Genomic DNA, 17330 nt, shown 5'->3' with positions numbered 1-17330 from the left:
TGAGATGAAAGCGTTATCTAAACTGAAAGCGGAAGAAGGCATCTGGATGACTGATGTTCCGGAACCGGAACTCGGCCATAACGACCTGCTGATTAAAATTCGTAAAACCGCGATTTGTGGCACCGATGTGCATATCTACAACTGGGACGAATGGTCGCAAAAGACCATTCCAGTGCCGATGGTTGTTGGGCATGAGTATGTGGGTGAAATCGTAGGGATTGGTCAGGAAGTGCGCGGCTTTAAGATTGGCGATCGCGTTTCAGGCGAAGGCCATATCACCTGTGGGCATTGCCGTAACTGCCGTGGCGGCCGTACCCACCTGTGCCGTAATACGACCGGTGTCGGCGTAAACCGCGAGGGTTGTTTCGCCGAATATCTGGTGATACCTGCCTTTAACGCTTTCAAAATCCCAGACAATATCTCCGACGAACTGGCTGCTATCTTTGACCCGTTCGGCAACGCCGTGCACACCGCGCTCTCTTTCGACCTGGTTGGCGAAGATGTGCTGGTGTCAGGGGCTGGCCCAATTGGCGTGATGGCAGCGGCTGTCGCTAAACACGTTGGCGCACGCAACGTGGTGATTACCGACGTGAACGAATACCGTTTGGAACTGGCGCGCAAGATGGGCGTCACCCGGGCGGTAAACGTGTCAAAAGAGAACCTCAACGACGTGATGGCTGAGCTGGGCATGACGGAAGGCTTCGATGTCGGTCTGGAAATGTCCGGTGCTCCGCCGGCGTTCCGCACCATGCTGGATACCATGAACCACGGTGGGCGTATCGCGATGCTGGGTATTCCACCATCTGACATGTCCATTGATTGGACTAAAGTTATCTTTAAAGGTCTGTTTATTAAAGGTATCTACGGTCGTGAGATGTTTGAAACTTGGTATAAGATGGCGGCGCTGATTCAGTCTGGCCTAGATCTTTCGCCAATTATTACCCATCGTTTCAGCATTGATGACTTCCAGAAAGGCTTCGACGCGATGCGTTCTGGTCAGTCTGGCAAAGTGGTGCTGAGCTGGGATTAATCCCCTAGGCACGCTGATAACTGTATGTTGTCCCCGGATGTTTAATAGCGTTAAATGTCCGGGGATTTTTTTCCCCTCGCGTAAAAGGCAGCAACAACTTTCGCTGACCTTTTACCCTCCAATATGTTAAATATTGCCGTTAATCATACTGTTTGGCAGGATTTTATATGACCTACACCCCCGGTCTCCTGAGCGTCATTATGCCGCTTTACAATACGGGCGAGCCGTTTATCGCCTGTATGGACTCGCTGATTGCGCAAACCTGGAAGAATATCGAGATCATCATCGTCAACGATGGTTCGACAGATAATTCGGCGGATCTCGCTCAGTCGTATGTGGACCGCTATCCGCATGTCCATCTGCTGCACCAGCGTAATGCTGGGGTATCCGCCGCGCGAAACACCGGGATGGAGATAGCGAAAGGGGAGTACATTGCCTACGTTGACGGCGATGACATTGCTTACCCAGAGATGTACGAAACGCTGATGAACATGGCGCTTACGGACAATCTGGACGTGGCGCAGTGCAATGCGGATTGGTGTATCGCGGAAACGGGTAAAACCTGGGCCTCCATTCCCCCCGATCGCATTCGCTCAACTGAGGTCATGACCGGGCCAGAATGGCTACGCAAGGGGCTGGCGAGCCGCCGTTGGCGCCACGTGGTTTGGATGGGCGTCTATCGCCATCAGGTGATCCGCGATGCGGGGCTCAGTTTCATTCCCGGCTTGCATCACCAGGATATCATCTGGTCCACCGAGTTTATGTTTAACGCGAAACGCGCGCGCTATACCGAAGTGCCGTTGTACAAATATTTCCTGCATGGTGCCTCCGTCAGCCGCCTGCCGCGTACGGGGCTAAAAAACCTCGCCTACCAGCGCCATTACATCAAAATCACCCGTCTTCTCGACAAGATGAACCGCGACTACGCGGGGCGTATTCCGATTTATCCAGAGTTTAAACAGCAGGTTATTTACGAAGCGATGCGCGTGTGCCACTGCATTCGTAAAGAGCCGGACCCGAAGATCCGTGAACGGATGGTTGCCGAGGTAGATGTATCCGGCATGTTTAAACGGATGGTGAGCAACATCTGTAGCGTGAAGTTGGCATATCAGGTGGTGCTGTGGGCCATTCGTCTAAACAAGATGCGTGATAAATCACTCACCCCGCGTCGTCTGGCCCACCTCACATTGGGTCTGAAAGACTAACTGTTCTGCCACCCCTGCCACTGCAGCTGCATATACTGCATCAGCGTACTGTGGGTGATGCTCTCGCTTAACACGTTGAAGAAGCGGCTGGCGTAAACGGGCTCCAGCGGTTTCTTCGGCTTACAGATCTTAACGCCCCGGAACGGATTACGCGGCGCGTCTGGCTGGGTTTGCGGGGCCGCACGATTCGGCGTCGAGGTGTCTATCTGTGGTTCGTTGAGCAGGCTACTTGGACGTACCAACGTGATATCTGACGGCAGGTTATAGACCATTTGTTGAAGCACGCGCACGGTCGTCGGATGCGGGTGACCGATGGCGATGGCCGAGCCGTTGCGGCGCGCTAAATCAATCGCCCGGTTAAACTGCACCCGGATTGCCGCTTCATTCTGCGAATCATCAAGGAACACCCGGCGTTTTATGACTTTCACTCCGGTACCGTTCGCCGCGCGCATCGCTTGGCTGTTGCCGATAGTCATGCTGTCGAGGAAATACAGATTGTAGCGGCTGAGCGCCTGCATCACTTTCTGCATACCGAACAGGCTGGACGTCATGGCGCTGCCCATATGATTGTTGAGACCTACGGCATACGGCACTTTATCCACGGCTTCGCGAATAATGCGCTCGATTTCGTCGCTGCTCATATCCGGGCGGAGCGTGTCTTTTTCCAGCGGCTGCTTGCTGAGCGGTGCCATTGGCAGGTGGATAAGCACTTCGTGTCCGCTGTTGTGGGCTTTGGTCGCCATTTCGCGGGCGTGGGGTGCATTAGGTAAGACAGCGACGGAAATGGCAGACGGCATCGCCAACACCTGATTTTCCTGCTGCGGACGATAACCAAAATCATCGATAACGATGGCGAGCTTACCGGCATAGCTTGGTGCAGCTAATGCCAGTGAACTCAGAAGAACGAACTGGCGAAATTGAAGCAAAACTTATCTTCCCAACCACGGCAGTGGATTGACCGCCTGACCCTGGCGGCGAATTTCGAAATAGAGTGAAGGTCGGCCCTGACCCCCACTGTTGCCCACCAGAGCAATCGGCTGCCCGGCACGCACTTGTGTCCCGACGCTAACCAGTGCGCTCTGGTTGTAACCATACAGGCTCATATCACCTTTACCGTGCTCGACCACCACAACCAGGCCGTAACCCTGCAGCCAGTCGGCAAGGATGACGCGACCGTCAGCGATGGCTTTCACTTCGGTGCCTTCCGAAGCGCTAATCACCATCCCCTTCCAACGTAGCTCACCTTGCAGCTGTTCGCCATAGCGATGCAACGTGGTGCCGCGAACCGGCCAGAAGGCCTGACCACGCGGAGCGCCAAGTCCACCAGTACGCGACATCAGCGAACGTTCGCTTTCAGACGGCTTGTAGGTGGTGCCTTTGCGCGTAGCCTCTTGCTGGCGGTTACGTACCGCTTCGGCTTCTTTGGCTTCGCGTTCGGCGCGAGCTTTTGCCGCGGCCTGTGCGCGCGCAATGCTATTGCGCAGACGAGATTCGTTAGCGCGCAGTTCGCCTAGCTGCTGTTGGCCCTGCTGAATGGAGGATTCAAGTCCGGAAATGGTCTTCTGACGCTCGTTACGCGCCTGCTCCAGCTTGGTTTGCTGGGCGCGCTGCTCGTACAACAGCGTTTGCTGCTGGCTCTGCTTTTCTTCGAGCTCGGTTTTTTGTACTGCGACCTGTTCACGCGTCTCTTTAAGCTCGGAGATGGTCTCTTGACGCGCCTGATTGAGATAGCCGAAGTAGGCCTGCAGGCGCTGTCCGCGTTGGCTCTCTTCACCGCTGAGGATCAGCTGAATGCCGGTATGCTCGCCCTGACGAAAAGCGGCGTCTAACTGGGCTGCCAGATTACGTTCCTGCGCCTGCCTCTGCTTTTCGAGCTTGGCGATAGACGCGTTCATTTCCGCAATTTGCGCATTGAGCTGTGCCAGCGAATTTTGCGTCTCGCGCAGCTGGCGGGCGGCAACCGAAATGGCTTGCTCTTGGGCCTTAAGCTGGGTGAGGAGAGTCGCGCGTTGCTGCTGTTGTTGGCGTACCGCTCGCTCTTTGGCGGCGATGTCGGCCTGAATAGATTGTAGCTGCGAACGGTCATCCGCATGGGCGGGCGCGGCGCACAGCAATACGCCAGCGCTGAGTGCGCTGGCGTACAACGAGGACCGCAGCGTTGCCGCGGCCCATTTAATAGAATAAATCGCCTTTCCCCTCATGGGGAGGGATTATTCCACGATGAACAGCGGCTTACCAGTCATCTGTTGCGGGATTTCCATCCCCATCAGCGCCAGCATGGTTGGCGCGAGATCGGAAAGCTTGCCGCCTTCGACCGCTTTGACGGTTTTATCACCCACGTAGATCAGCGGAACTGGCAGGCTGGTGTGTGCAGTGTGTGCCTGGCCGGTAGCCGGGTCACGCATCTGTTCAGCGTTGCCGTGGTCAGCGGTAACCAGCATCTGGCCACCCACTTTTTCGACCGCTTGAGTCACTTCACTCAGGCAGTGATCCAGCGCTTCAACCGCTTTAACTGCCGCTTCCATCACGCCGGTATGACCAACCATATCGCCGTTAGGGTAGTTACAGATAATGGTGTCGTACTTGCCGCTTTCGATGGCAGCAACCAGTTTCTCGGTCAGCTCGGCGGAGCTCATTTCCGGCTGCAGGTCGTAGGTTGCCACTTTCGGGGAGTTGATCAGGATGCGATCTTCGCCTTTGAACGGGTCTTCGACGCCGCCGTTGAAGAAGAAGGTCACATGCGCGTATTTCTCGGTTTCAGAGATGCGCAGCTGCGTTTTATCGTGCTTCGCCATCCACTCGCCGAAGGTGTTTTCCAGCGATGCTGGTGGGTAAGCGCACGGTGCTTTGATGTCTGCTGCGTATTCGGTCAGCATGATGAAATCGCCCAGTTTCACCTGTTTGCGGCGCGCAAAACCGTCGAAGTCGGCGTTAACGAAGGCGCGGGTAATTTCACGTGCACGGTCGGCGCGGAAGTTCATGAAGATCAGCGCATCGCCGTCTTCCATTGCCGCATCGGCCTGACCTGCTGCGCGGATAACGGTCGCTTTCACGAATTCGTCGTTTTCGTCACGAGCGTAAGCAGCTTCCAGTGCGGCAACTGCGGTGTCAGCCTGGAACTCGCCTTTGGCTTCAACCATCAGGTTGTAAGCTTGTTCAACGCGATCCCAACGGTTGTCGCGGTCCATAGCGTAGTAACGACCAATAACGGAGGCTACGCGGCCTTTGCCCAGTGCGGCAAATTTTTCTTCGAATGCTTGCAGAGAGCCTTTGGCGCTGCGTGGCGGGGTATCACGGCCATCGAGGAAAGCGTGCAGATAGATCTTTTCAGCACCGCGCTCTGCGGCCAGTTCTACCATTGCCATGATGTGAGCTTCGTGGCTGTGAACGCCACCGGCAGACAGCAGGCCCATGATGTGCACGGCTTTGCCAGCGGCAACGGCTTTATCAACCGCACCGGACAGTACCGGGTTAGCAAAGAAGGTGCGCTCTTTGATTTCTACGTCAAGACGGGTCAGGTCCTGGTAGACGATGCGACCGGCACCCAGGTTAACGTGACCGACTTCGGAGTTACCCATCTGACCGTCTGGCAGACCGACTTCCAGACCGGATGCGTGAATCAGGGTATGCGGACGTTTTGCCCACAGTGCATCCATAACCGGGGTTTTTGCACTGAAAATAGCGTTATCCTGCTGCTCTTCGCGGTAGCCGTAGCCATCCAGGATTACCAGTACCATAGGTTTTTTAGAAACCGACATTGCGACAACCTCATGCTCTAAAGACAGAAAATTTGCGTAATTTTACTACAGCTGAATCGATAAAATAACAACGAGAGATCAAAGAAAGCGGGGGGATGATGGGCGAAAAGCGCACATTCCCCCTGTTTTTTTCCGTAGCACTCCGCAGAAAATACATTACATCACGCGCGCTGGCTGTATTTGCGCCACGCCGCAGGTATACTCCTTCCCTGGTTTTTCAACATTACACGTCGGGAGCTGTTACCCCCCATGCAAGAGATTATGCAATTTGTTGGTCGTCACCCTGTCCTGAGCATCGCGTGGATCGCCCTGCTGGCGGCCGTGCTGTTCACCACCTTTAAAGGGCTGATGTCCAAAGTTAAAGTCATCAATCGCGGCGAAGCGACGCGCTTGATTAACAAAGAAGACGCGGTGGTGGTTGACCTGCGTCAGCGTGATGATTTCCGTAAAGGGCATATCGCCGGTTCCCTGAACCTGCTGCCAACTGAAATCAAAGCCAACAACGTTGGTGAGCTAGACAAACATAAAGATAAGCCGGTTATTGTGACCGATGGTTCCGGTATGCAAGCTACCGAGTCCGCAACTTTGCTGTTGAAAGCGGGCTTTGAGAAAGTCTTCGTACTGAAAGAAGGTATCGCAGGCTGGAGCGGTGAAAACCTGCCTCTGGTTCGTGGTAAGTAAGAGCCGCTCATTCATTGGGTAACGTCAGGAGAGCTGAAATGGCGAAGATTGAAATCTATACCAAAGCGACATGCCCTTATTGCCATCGTGCGAAAGCGCTGCTGTCTGAAAAAGGCGTTGCTTTCGAAGAACTGCCAATCGACGGTAACGCGGAAAAGCGCGAAGAGATGATTCAGCGCAGCGGCCGCACCACGGTTCCGCAAATTTTTATTGATGCACAGCACATTGGCGGCTGCGACGACTTGTATGCGCTTGATGCACGTGGTGGACTCGATCCCCTGCTGCGCTAATGCTTTGCAAAGCGCTCACGCCTGCCCTTTGCGGGCGTGAGGCATTCCGCTTATTTTAAGGACAACACGAAAGGGTTTTTACACATGTCAGAACAAAACAACGCAGAAATGGCTTTCCAGATCCAACGCATCTACACCAAAGACGTTTCCTTCGAAGCGCCAAATGCGCCACAGGTTTTCCAGAAAGATTGGCAACCAGAGGTTAAACTTGATCTTGATACCGCATCCAACCAACTGGCTGAAGGCGTGTATGAAGTGGTGTTGCGTGTCACCGTAACGGCGACTCTGGGCGAAGAAACTGCGTTCCTGTGCGAAACTCAACAGGCGGGTATCTTCTCCATTGAAGGTATCGAAGGGACTCAGATGGCCCATTGCCTGGGTGCATACTGCCCGAACATCCTGTTCCCGTATGCGCGTGAATGCATCACCAGCCTAGTTTCCCGTGGGACTTTCCCACAGCTGAACCTTGCGCCGGTTAACTTTGATGCGCTGTTTATGAACTATCTGCAGCAGCAGGCTGGCGAAGGTGCAGAACAACATCAGGATGCCTGATGAACGCACTTAATGCTTCAATGACTGTGATCGGTGCCGGCTCTTACGGCACCGCTCTTGCCATCACCGTGGCAAGAAACGGCCACCAGGTTGTGCTCTGGGGCCACGATCCCAAACATGTCGCAACGCTACAGCATGATCGCTGTAACGCGGCATTCCTTCCTGACGTACCGTTCCCCGACACGCTCCATCTGGAAAGCGACCTTGCGACTGCATTGGCCGCCAGCCGCGATATTCTGGTGGTGGTGCCAAGCCACGTATTCGGCGATGTACTTCGCCAGATGAAGCCACTGCTGCGTCCTGACGCGCGCGTAGTGTGGGCGACGAAAGGGCTGGAGGCTGAAACGGGTCGACTGCTGCAGGAAGTCGCTCGCGAGGCGCTGGGTGGTGACATCGCGCTGGCGGTGATATCGGGCCCAACTTTCGCCAAAGAACTGGCGGCGGGGCTTCCGACGGCGATTTCGCTGGCGGCAACTGACCCGGTATTTGCCGACGATTTGCAGCAGCTGCTGCACTGCGGCAAGAGTTTCCGCGTTTACAGTAATCCAGATTTTATCGGCGTCCAATTGGGCGGTGCGGTGAAAAACGTGATTGCGATTGGCGCGGGTATCTCTGATGGTATCGGCTTTGGTGCCAACGCGCGTACGGCGCTTATCACCCGTGGTCTGACCGAGATGTCGCGCCTTGGCGTGGCGCTGGGCGCGGATCCCGTCACCTTTATGGGAATGGCGGGGCTGGGTGACTTAGTGCTGACCTGTACCGACAACCAGTCACGCAACCGTCGTTTCGGCATGGCGCTGGGACAAGGGGCGCAGGTGCAGGAAGCGCAGGACAAAATTGGCCAGGTGGTCGAAGGTTATCGTAATACCAAAGAAGTTCGCGAGTTGGCGCACCGGGTAGGTGTCGAAATGCCAATAACCGAGGAAATTTATCAGGTATTATATTGCGGAAAAAGTGCGCGCGAGGCAGCATTGACCCTATTAGGTCGTGCACGCAAGGATGAGCATAGCGGCAACTAACGCAGGAAACCTTTGTCATCCCGACGATCCGGCCAGCACAGACTGGCCGATCGTTCCAATACGTCTGGAGTAAGCAATGTCGTGTGAAGAACTGGAAATTGTCTGGAACAATATTAAAGCCGAAGCCCGAGCCTTGGCTGACTGCGAGCCTATGCTCGCCAGCTTCTATCACGCGACATTACTCAAGCACGAAAACCTCGGCAGTGCATTAAGCTACATGCTGGCTAACAAGTTGGCGTCCTCGATTATGCCCGCCATCGCAATCCGCGAAGTGGTGGAAGAGGCCTACGCTGCCGATCCGGAAATGATCGCCGCTGCCGCCTGTGATATTCAAGCCGTGCGCACCCGCGACCCGGCGGTCGACAAATATTCTACCCCGTTGCTGTATCTGAAAGGCTTCCATGCCTTACAGGCATATCGTATCGGCCATTGGCTATGGGGGCAGGGACGCCGCGCGCTGGCGATTTTCCTGCAAAATCAGGTATCAGTGTCATTCCAAGTGGATATTCACCCTGCGGCAAAAATCGGCCGCGGCATCATGCTCGACCATGCCACCGGCATTGTGGTGGGTGAAACGGCGGTGATTGAAAACGACGTATCGATTCTGCAATCCGTGACCCTTGGCGGTACTGGGAAAACCAGCGGTGACCGTCACCCGAAAATTCGTGAAGGCGTGATGATTGGCGCAGGTGCCAAAATTCTCGGCAATATTGAAGTGGGACGCGGTGCGAAGATTGGCGCGGGTTCCGTGGTGCTGCAGCCAGTGCCGCCGCACACCACCGCCGCAGGCGTACCGGCGCGTATCGTCGGCAAGCCTGAGTCGGATAAACCAGCGATGGATATGGATCAGCATTTCAACGGCATCAACCACGGATTTGAGTACGGCGACGGGATATAGCGTCATGCTCGTTGCCAGACATAGGCCGGATAAGGCGTAGCCGCCATCCGGCAAATATCAGCTACGTAATACCGCGCCAGGATATCCCAACTGGCGCCACGCCTCATACACCACTACCGACACCGCGTTCGACAAATTCATGCTGCGACTGTCCGGCATCATTGGAATACGAATTTTTTGCTCAGGCGGTAGGGCATCCAGAATGGTTGCAGGCAGCCCACGGGTTTCCGGGCCAAACATCAGATAATCACCGTCCTGATAGCTCACCGCGCTGTGCGCAGGCGTGCCTTTGGTGGTCAGGGCAAACAGACGCTGTGGCTTTTGTGCCTCAAGAAAGGCGGCATAGTCGTGATAGCGCGTGACGGCGGTGAATTCATGGTAATCCAGCCCGGCGCGGCGTAGCCGCTTATCGTCCCAAGTAAAACCCATAGGCTCGATGATATGCAGGCGAAAGCCGGTGTTAGCGCACAGGCGGATGATGTTCCCGGTATTAGGCGGGATTTCTGGTTCGAATAAAACGATGTTAAGCATACTGCCCCCTTGGATTGCGCGGGCAGGATAGCAGAAAACACAGCCACCCTCATCCAGTAGGCCTGATAAGCGTAGCGCCATCAGGCAATATCGAGCACGTTGCCGGATGGCGGCGTAAACGCCTTATCCGGCCTACATTGCTCGTGCTACGCCGCATCTCCACGCTGAATCGCCCGGAACGTCTGCGCAACCTCTGCCTGCTGCACCAGCGAATCAGCGCTGATCTCCTTAATGGTTTTCGCTCCGGTCAGCGTCATCGCCACCTTCATCTCTTTCTCCACTAGGTTCAGCAGATTAGCCACGCCGGCCTGACCGTGGGTCGCCAGCGCGTACAGATATGCGCGTCCCAGCAGCACGCTATCCGCGCCCAGAGCAATCATCCGCACCACGTCCAGCCCGTTGCGAATGCCGCTGTCAGCCAGAATGGTGATATCGCCTTTCACCGCATCCGCAATTGCCGGCAGTGCGCGAGCAGAAGAGAGTACGCCGTCAAGCTGGCGTCCACCGTGGTTTGACACCACAATCCCATCGGCGCCAAAACGCACGGCGTCGCGGGCATCTTCCGGGTCGAGGATCCCTTTGATCACCATCGGGCCGTCCCAGAATTCGCGGATCCACTCAAGGTCTTTCCACGAAATAGACGGGTCGAAGTTATTGGCCAGCCAGCCGATGTAATCTTCCAGTCCGGTTGGTTTGCCAAGATAGGTGGAGATATTGCCTAAATCGTGCGGGCGACCGTTCAAGCCCACATCCCACGCCCACTGTGGGTGAGTCGCCGCCTGCCAGTAACGACGCATGGCGGCATTTGGGCCGCTCATTCCGGAGTGCGCATCGCGGTAACGCGCGCCTGGCGTCGGCATATCGACGGTGAACACTAGCGTTGAACAACCTGCCGCCTTCGCCCGCTCCAGCGCGTTGCGCATAAAGCCGCGATCGCGCAGCACGTACAGCTGGAACCACATCGGGCGCTTGATGGTTGGCGCAACCTCTTCAATCGGACACACCGACACGGTTGAAAGGGTAAACGGAATGCCTTTCGCATCCGCTGCCGCTGCGGCCTGCACTTCGCCCCGGCGAGCATACATCCCGCACAGACCGACCGGCGCCAGAGCGACCGGCATAGAGAGTTGCTCTTTAAATAGCGTGGTTTCTAGGCTCAGGTCGGACATATTTTTCAGCACACGCTGGCGCAGCGCCACGTCCGACAGGTCTTCCACGTTGCGGCGCAGGGTGTGCTCCGAGTACGCGCCGCCGTCAATATAGTGGAACAAGAACGGCGGCAGGATGCGCTGGGCAGCGGCGCGGTAGTCACTCGCGGCGGAAATAATCATGCTTTTTTCTCCCTGGAAGTATCAGTGTGGTCGTCTGGCAAGCGGGTGATCCGCGCCTGGCGGGCCAGGTCTTCATCAAAACGTTTAATGGTGGTGTGAACAAAACCGAGGTGCGCCATCATTGCTTGGCGTGCGCCTTCGGCATCTCCAGCGGTAATGGCATTCAGGACCGCGAGGTGCTGCTCGGTGAGCTTGGCAAATACCGGCGGTACCAGATACATGCGTTCACGGCTTTGAATTACGGAGGATTGAAGCAGGTCGAAAAAGCCACGCATGGTTTGTAGCAGCACCACGTTGTGGGATGCCTCGGCAATCGCCAGATGGAAGCGCACATCGGCCTGTGAAGCGAGGTCTGGGTCATCGCTTTGGGTCGCTTCAAAGCAGAGACGGATTTTTTCTTTATCAGCATCGGTTGCGCGCATTGCGGCGTACCATGCCGTGCTGGCTTCAATCGCGTGACGGGCTTCGAGGATATCGAAGCTGTAGTCCGGATCGTCGGCCAGCAGGGTTTTCAGCGGTTGCACAATATTCTGTTCAGACCAGCCTTCATGCTGCCAGCGCACGAAGGTGCCACCGCCGCGACGGCTCAGTAGCAATCCTTCGCTCACCAGTTTTGCCAGCGCCTCGCGCAGGGAATTGCGCGACACGCCAAGCTGGGTTGCTAGCTTTCTTTCAGCGGGCAATCGCATGCCCGCCTCCAGCTGTTGTTCTTCAATCAGCGCCCGCACGCGGCAGGCGACATCGTCTGACAGACGTTTGGGCAGTGTTATCACGGAATCATCCAAGTTAAGACGTAAGCCTGTAGCGTGGTGATGACGCCCACCATGCAGGTGAAGATCAGGCTGTGCTTCACGGTGAAGCGGAACAGGTCAGACTCTTTACCGACCAAGCCCACCGCCGCACAGGCAATCGCGATGGACTGCGGTGAAATCATCTTCCCGGTGACGCCACCGGTGGTGTTGGCGGCAACCAGCAGCACGTCGGAAACGCCAATTTGCTGTGCGGCGGTAGCCTGCAATGCAGCGAACAGCGCGTTGGACGAGGTGTCTGAGCCCGTCAGGAATACGCCCAGCCAGCCAAGGAACGGCGAGAAGAAGGTAAAGGCGTGGCCGGTATGCGCCAGCGCCAGTGCTAGCGTCGAGGACAGGCCGGAATAGTTAGAGATAAAGGCAAACGCCAGTACCATGCCGATGGAGTAAATCGGCAACGCCAGCTCTTTGAGCGTGGAGCCGAAAGTGCTGATGGCGTCTTTCGGCTTCATGCGCAGCCAGACGATAGACAGCAGTGCAGCAAACAGAATCGCGGTACCGGTGGCAGAGAGCCAGTCAAACTTATACACCGCAGCATAGGCGGTCGCCTGATTAACCACCGGTGGCATACGCGCGACCAGCTTGTCGAGGTACGGAACGGAAATGTTAATCACCAAATCGTACAGCGCACCGCCCGGTGCAAATAACGCTTTAAACGGTGGAATACTCCACAGGGTGACGGTGGCGGTCAGGAACAGGAACGGTGACCAAGCACGAACGACTTGCCCGGCGGTGTAGCGTGTGCGTGACAGATCCATATCGACCTGTGAAGCGCCCATATCGCCAAAGCGGAAAATGCGCACCGGCTGCCAGCGCTTGAGGAACAGCGTCAGACAGACCAGCGACACCAGAGAGGAGATGATGTCCGGCAGTTCAGGGCCGAGGAAGTTTGAGCTGAGGTACTGAGCGATAGCAAACGAACCCCCTGCCACCATCACCGCAGGCCAAGTCTCTTTCACACCGCGCCAGCCGTCCATAATCGCCATGATCCAGAACAGCACGATAATGGTCAGGAACGGCAGTTGGCGACCGACCATCTGGCCGATTTCAAAGCTATCCAGTCCGGTCACCTGACCGGCAACCAGAATCGGAATACCCATCGCGCCGAAAGCCACCGGCGCCGTGTTGACGATGAGGCACAGACCCGCCGCGTACAGCGGATTAAAGCCCAGGCCAACCAGCAGCGCGGCGGTAATCGCCACCGGCGCACCGAAGCCCGCCGCCCCTTCAAGGAACGCACCAAAGGAGAAGCCGACGATCAGCATCTGCAGGCGTTGGTCCGGCGTAATGGAGAGAATCGACGAACGAATAATGTCGAACTGCCCGGTCTTCACCGATATTTTGTAGACGAAAACGGCGGCGATAATAATCCACGCGATTGGCCATAGACCGTAGAAGAAACCGTAAACCACCGACGCCAGCGCGCGGTCGACCGGCATTTTATAAAACAGCAGCGCGACAGCCAGCGCGATGCCGACCGTCCAGCTAGCGGCGACATAGCCTTTCAGCTTGAGCTTAATCAGCGCAAAGAAGAAGAACAGGATCGGAAGCGATGCGATTAGGCTCGATAGCCAGATATTCCCGGCCGGATCGTAGTTTTGTTGCCAGAGGCTCATGCAGGTCTCCAGGGGGCCACACGCGCTGCATCGCGGTGAGTCTAGGCTCATCTCTGCGTCACAGTTTGTGTAAAAGTGGCCCTGCCAATTAGGTGATGTAGGGGTGATGACAACGAATGGTTAACTAAATGTTATGTGTTAGCAATGATGATGTGATGTGAAATGATGGAATTGTGAACCATTAGCAATTTGGTTGTTAAATTGGTTGGGCCAATTTTGAGGGGAAGAGGGGACGGTAAAAAAACCTTCTCCCAGGGCGGGAGAAGGTCAGGCGTGCGGTAGAATCAGAATTCGCTCTTCGCGAACCCTGTCATCACCTGCAGACCCATTTCACGACCCAGGGCAGTCATGGGATGAACAACGACAATACCGCGAACGCTCTTTTTCAGCGCGCCCATGTTTGCCTGTTCTTTTTTGGTGATAGCGCGGCTAAACGGCATTTTTGCCAGCTTTTGCGCTTCTTTGCTCAGCTTTTGCGTATGCACTTCACGCAGGCGAGCGATTTCGGTTTCGAGCTTCTCTTTTTCGCTTTCCAGCTCGGCGTATTTCTCCGCACTGTCAACCAAGGACAATGCCGCCTGCTGGTGGCGGATAGCGTCAAGCAGGTCGCTCAGGCGTTTGATTTCGTTCTTTTCAATTTCTTTCATGTTGCTGATATCTGATAATAAAATAGACGTAATGACCCTTAGTATGCGCGTTGTCGCTCATTTCTGGTAGTTAATTATACAAACCCCGGTAGTTTCTTCACGGAATAATAAGCGCTAATAACTTATAATGCCTTGAATAATATCGTTATTTTTCAAAATAGTTAACGTGGTCGCTTTTTTGAAAAATAGTGGTGAAATTTCGCACATTTCCCTCAACCCCCGCTGAAAATATTATCCATGCTTGAATAAATGTCTTAAAAGGGAGAGTGCGTGATGAGCAAAATCGGTGAGAACGTACCGCAAATTATCGATAAGGCGGTAGATTTCATGGCCTCCAGCCAAGCGTTCATGGAATATTTGCATAAGAAACCCCGCTCTAACCGGGTGCCTTCAGATATCCCCGAGGAGAAAGCGGAGCTGTTTCTGACGCGGTTGGAATACTACCGCGCGCTGTATCGCCCCGTGGAGAGCCAACACAAATAGTGCGATGACCCGCGTTGCCCGCTGGTAATGCCCTTTGTGCATTGCCAGTGCGGGATGAGGCTTACCTCAAGAGCTTAAAAAATCCCCTTCGGTATGATGGCGAAAATGGTCTTCGCACATTACCTTCAATAATACCAGCCGGGATCGCATTCGGCTGCCTCCAATACATATTCTAATTAGCGTAAATATGAGGCAACCATGCTGCTGAACTATTTTGCGTTGGGCGTCCTGATCTTCGTCTTTCTGGTTCTGTTTTACGGAATCATCATGATTCACGATATTCCCTATACGATTGCGAAAAAGCGTAACCACCCTCACGCGGATGCCATTCATACCGCGGGATGGGTGAGCTTGTTTACGCTGCATGTGATCTGGCCGTTTTTATGGATTTGGGCCACGCTCTATCAGCCCGAGCGCGGCTGGGGAATGCAATCGCATATACAGACACCAGAGCCACAGCCAGTGCCGGTAGGAGATGACCCGCTGGCCCAGCTTTCCCTGCGGGTGAGTGAGCTGGAGCAACGGCTGGCGGACCTGCGTCCTGCCAATGATACGACTCCGCCGGAGCAATAATTATGGATTTGCTAATCGTGTTGACCTATGTCGCACTGGCGTGGGCGGTATTTAAAATATTCCGTATTCCGGTCAATCAATGGACTTTAGCGACCGCTGCTTTAGGCGGCATATTTTTAGTGAGTGGCCTGATTCTTCTCATGAACTATAACCATCCTTATACCTTTACTGCGCAAAAGGCGGTTATTTCCATTCCGATTACGCCACAGGTGACCGGTGTGGTGAGTGAGGTGACGGATAAAAATAATCAGCGGATCAGAAAAGGTGAGGTGCTATTTAAAATTGACCCTACGCGTTATCAGGCACGGGCCGACCGGCTGCAGGCAGATTTGGTGACGGCAACGCATAACGTTCAGGCGCTTAAAGCCCAGCTATCGGAAGCGCAGGCCAATACCACGCGCGTTTCCGCCGAGCGTGACCGGCTGTATAAAGATTATCAGCGCTACCTGAAGGGAAGCCAGGCGCGGGTGAATCCGTTCTCTGAAAGCGACATCGACAACGCCCGGCAAAATTACCTCGCGCAGGACGCATTGGTTAAAGGGTCTATTGCCGAACAATCCCAGGTGCAGAGCCAGTTAGACAGTATGGTCAACGGCGAACAGTCGCAGATCGTGAGCCTGCGGGCGCAGCTTACCGAGGCGAAATACAATCTCGACCAAACCGTTGTCCGCGCGCCGAGCGACGGCTATGTCACACAGGTGCTTATCCGCCCGGGAACCTACGCCGCCGCGCTGCCGCTGCGTCCGGTGATGGTCTTTATTCCCGATCAGAAGCGGCAGATTGTTGCCCAGTTCCGGCAGAATTCACTGCTGCGCCTGGAGGCAGGCGATGATGCGGAAGTGGTCTTCAATGCGCTGCCGGGGCAGGTTTTCCACGGCAAGCTCACGCGTATTCTGCCGGTTGTGCCCGGTGGCTCCTACCAAGCACAGGGGGCTTTGCAGTCCCTGACAGTGGTGCCGGGAAGCGATGGCGTACTGGCGCTGATTGACTTGGACCCAGCGGCCGATGTGGATGCCTTGCCGGATGGGATTTATGCTCAGGTGGCGGTGTATTCCGACCATTTCGCTCATGTCTCGGTGATGCGTAAGGTGCTTCTGCGGATGACCAGCTGGATGCATTATCTTTATCTGGATCACTAGGTGGGTAAAAATCAGAGGGCGAATGCGGCTGACTGAGCCATACTGATCCTTTTGTTGGCGCAAAGGAGATGAACATGAAACTGGTCGGCAGCTACACCAGCCCATTTGTCCGTAAAATATCGGTCCTCTTACTGGAAAAGGGGATTGCCTTCGAGTTCGTCAATGAACAGCCCTATAACGCCGAGAACGGCGTGGCGCAGTTTAACCCGTTGGGCAAAGTTCCGGCGTTGATGACCGACGATGGCGAGTGCTGGTTTGATTCGCCGATTATTGCTCAGTACATCGAACAGCTCGGCGTAGCCCCTGCTATGGTGCCGCACGACCCGCATGGCGCGCTCAAGGTGCGCCAGCTTGAAGCGCTGGCAGACGGCATTATGGATGCCGGATTGGCCTCGGTACGCGAGCTTGCGCGTCCTGCCGCGCAGCAATCGGAAACAGAAGTGCTGCGTCAGCGGGAAAAAATTAGCCGCAGCCTTGATGCGCTAGAAGGCTATCTTGTCGATGGTACCCTGAAAACCGATACCCTGAATCTCGCCACGATTGCTATTGCCTGCGCCATCGGCTATCTCAATTTTCGTCGTATCGCCCCCGGCTGGTGCGTGGACCGCCCACACCTAGTCAAGCTGGCAGAAACGCTTTTCCTGCGTGAAAGCTTTGCCCGCACCGAACCGCCAAAGGCTTGATTGAACGCTATAACGCTAAGCCGCTGCACGTTGTACAATCCCCTCTCATGACTCCCTCTCCCGTCGGGAGGGGTAACATTTAACC

Annotated in this window: 19 protein-coding genes; 11 read left to right on the top strand and 8 right to left on the bottom strand. The window is 55.3% G+C overall.

The genetic code is table 11. The features are described 5' to 3' along the window. The first annotated feature begins 4 nt into the window (after positions 1-4). Entirely contained in the window at positions 5-1030 is a 1026-nt protein-coding gene (tdh, locus tag AB4K05_RS12935) for an L-threonine 3-dehydrogenase (protein WP_368480373.1), read from the top strand. A 167-nt stretch (positions 1031-1197) separates the two neighbouring features. Further along, positions 1198-2235, top strand: coding sequence for a glycosyltransferase (locus AB4K05_RS12930; RefSeq protein WP_368480372.1), 1038 nt, complete (start codon positions 1198-1200; stop codon positions 2233-2235). On the opposite strand, the gene AB4K05_RS12925 is transcribed toward AB4K05_RS12930, so the two are convergent. The 3 genes from AB4K05_RS12925 to gpmM are packed head-to-tail and all read right to left on the bottom strand — an operon-like array spanning position 2232 to position 5993. After that, entirely contained in the window at positions 2232-3161 is a 930-nt protein-coding gene (locus AB4K05_RS12925; protein ID WP_368480371.1) for a divergent polysaccharide deacetylase family protein, read from the bottom strand. The genes AB4K05_RS12930 and AB4K05_RS12925 overlap by 4 nt on opposite strands. 3 nt (positions 3162-3164) lie before the next feature. Then, positions 3165-4436 (bottom strand): murein hydrolase activator EnvC, encoded by a 1272-nt coding sequence (envC, locus tag AB4K05_RS12920; RefSeq protein WP_368480370.1) that lies wholly within the window; start codon positions 4434-4436, stop codon positions 3165-3167. Positions 4437-4445: 9 nt separating this feature from the next. Next, on the bottom strand, positions 4446-5993 hold the full coding sequence (gpmM, locus tag AB4K05_RS12915; protein ID WP_368480369.1) for a 2,3-bisphosphoglycerate-independent phosphoglycerate mutase: 1548 nt from the start codon (positions 5991-5993) through the stop codon (positions 4446-4448). A 249-nt stretch (positions 5994-6242) separates the two neighbouring features. On the opposite strand from gpmM, the gene AB4K05_RS12910 reads away from it, so the two are divergent. The 5 genes from AB4K05_RS12910 to cysE all read left to right on the top strand — a co-directional run bounded on the left by AB4K05_RS12910 (position 6243) and on the right by cysE (position 9433). Beyond that, positions 6243-6674 (top strand): rhodanese-like domain-containing protein, encoded by a 432-nt coding sequence (locus AB4K05_RS12910; protein WP_368480368.1) that lies wholly within the window; start codon positions 6243-6245, stop codon positions 6672-6674. Between the two features lie 38 nt (positions 6675-6712). Continuing rightward, positions 6713-6964 carry a glutaredoxin 3 gene (grxC, locus tag AB4K05_RS12905; protein ID WP_064541038.1) on the top strand — a complete coding sequence of 84 codons (252 nt, stop codon included), beginning with the start codon at positions 6713-6715 and terminating at the stop codon, positions 6962-6964. An 84-nt stretch (positions 6965-7048) separates the two neighbouring features. Continuing rightward, on the top strand, positions 7049-7516 hold the full coding sequence (secB, locus tag AB4K05_RS12900) for a protein-export chaperone SecB (RefSeq protein WP_052282753.1): 468 nt from the start codon (positions 7049-7051) through the stop codon (positions 7514-7516). Continuing rightward, a complete protein-coding gene (gpsA, locus tag AB4K05_RS12895; protein WP_368480367.1) occupies positions 7516-8535 on the top strand; it encodes an NAD(P)H-dependent glycerol-3-phosphate dehydrogenase in 1020 nt (339 codons plus the stop codon). The genes secB and gpsA overlap by 1 nt, the downstream gene beginning before the upstream one ends. A gap of 76 nt (positions 8536-8611) precedes the next feature. Beyond that, positions 8612-9433, top strand: coding sequence for a serine O-acetyltransferase (cysE, locus tag AB4K05_RS12890; RefSeq protein WP_368480366.1), 822 nt, complete (start codon positions 8612-8614; stop codon positions 9431-9433). A gap of 57 nt (positions 9434-9490) precedes the next feature. Here cysE and trmL read toward each other — a convergent pair whose 3' ends face one another. From trmL to AB4K05_RS12865, 5 genes are all read right to left on the bottom strand, one after another. Further along, on the bottom strand, positions 9491-9964 hold the full coding sequence (trmL, locus tag AB4K05_RS12885) for a tRNA (uridine(34)/cytosine(34)/5-carboxymethylaminomethyluridine(34)-2'-O)-methyltransferase TrmL (RefSeq protein WP_368480365.1): 474 nt from the start codon (positions 9962-9964) through the stop codon (positions 9491-9493). 146 nt (positions 9965-10110) lie between these two features. Next, positions 10111-11295, bottom strand: a complete 1185-nt coding sequence (gene lldD, locus AB4K05_RS12880) for an FMN-dependent L-lactate dehydrogenase LldD (protein WP_368480364.1) — start codon at positions 11293-11295, stop codon at positions 10111-10113. Continuing rightward, on the bottom strand, positions 11292-12068 hold the full coding sequence (lldR, locus tag AB4K05_RS12875) for a transcriptional regulator LldR (protein ID WP_368480363.1): 777 nt from the start codon (positions 12066-12068) through the stop codon (positions 11292-11294). Before lldR ends, lldD begins: the two co-directional genes overlap by 4 nt. After that, on the bottom strand, positions 12065-13720 hold the full coding sequence (lldP, locus tag AB4K05_RS12870) for an L-lactate permease (protein ID WP_368480362.1): 1656 nt from the start codon (positions 13718-13720) through the stop codon (positions 12065-12067). The genes lldR and lldP overlap by 4 nt, the downstream gene beginning before the upstream one ends. A 284-nt stretch (positions 13721-14004) precedes the next feature. After that, positions 14005-14367, bottom strand: coding sequence for a YibL family ribosome-associated protein (locus AB4K05_RS12865; protein WP_368480361.1), 363 nt, complete (start codon positions 14365-14367; stop codon positions 14005-14007). Between the two features lie 273 nt (positions 14368-14640). Here AB4K05_RS12865 and AB4K05_RS12860 point away from each other — a divergent pair, with 273 nt between their 5' ends. The 4 genes from AB4K05_RS12860 (at position 14641) to AB4K05_RS12845 (ending at position 17245) form a co-directional block, all read left to right on the top strand. Next, positions 14641-14850, top strand: coding sequence for a hypothetical protein (locus AB4K05_RS12860; protein WP_368480360.1), 210 nt, complete (start codon positions 14641-14643; stop codon positions 14848-14850). A gap of 198 nt (positions 14851-15048) precedes the next feature. Next, positions 15049-15423: a DUF3302 domain-containing protein gene (locus tag AB4K05_RS12855; RefSeq protein WP_368480359.1), complete on the top strand. Its 375-nt coding sequence runs from the start codon at positions 15049-15051 to the stop codon at positions 15421-15423. A 2-nt stretch (positions 15424-15425) separates the two neighbouring features. Continuing rightward, a complete protein-coding gene (locus AB4K05_RS12850) occupies positions 15426-16562 on the top strand; it encodes an HlyD family secretion protein (RefSeq protein ID WP_368480358.1) in 1137 nt (378 codons plus the stop codon). A gap of 74 nt (positions 16563-16636) precedes the next feature. Continuing rightward, the gene (locus AB4K05_RS12845) at positions 16637-17245 is read left to right on the top strand and encodes a glutathione S-transferase (RefSeq protein ID WP_368480357.1); all 609 of its coding nucleotides are present in this window, start codon (positions 16637-16639) and stop codon (positions 17243-17245) included. The last annotated feature ends 85 nt before the right edge of the window (positions 17246-17330 follow it).

The sequence above is a fragment of the Kluyvera sp. STS39-E genome, from assembly GCF_040932435.1.
Lineage (GTDB): Bacteria > Pseudomonadota > Gammaproteobacteria > Enterobacterales > Enterobacteriaceae > Kluyvera.
The sequence above is the reverse complement of the archived record's forward strand: the minus strand, read 5'-3'. Positions and strand labels throughout refer to the sequence as shown.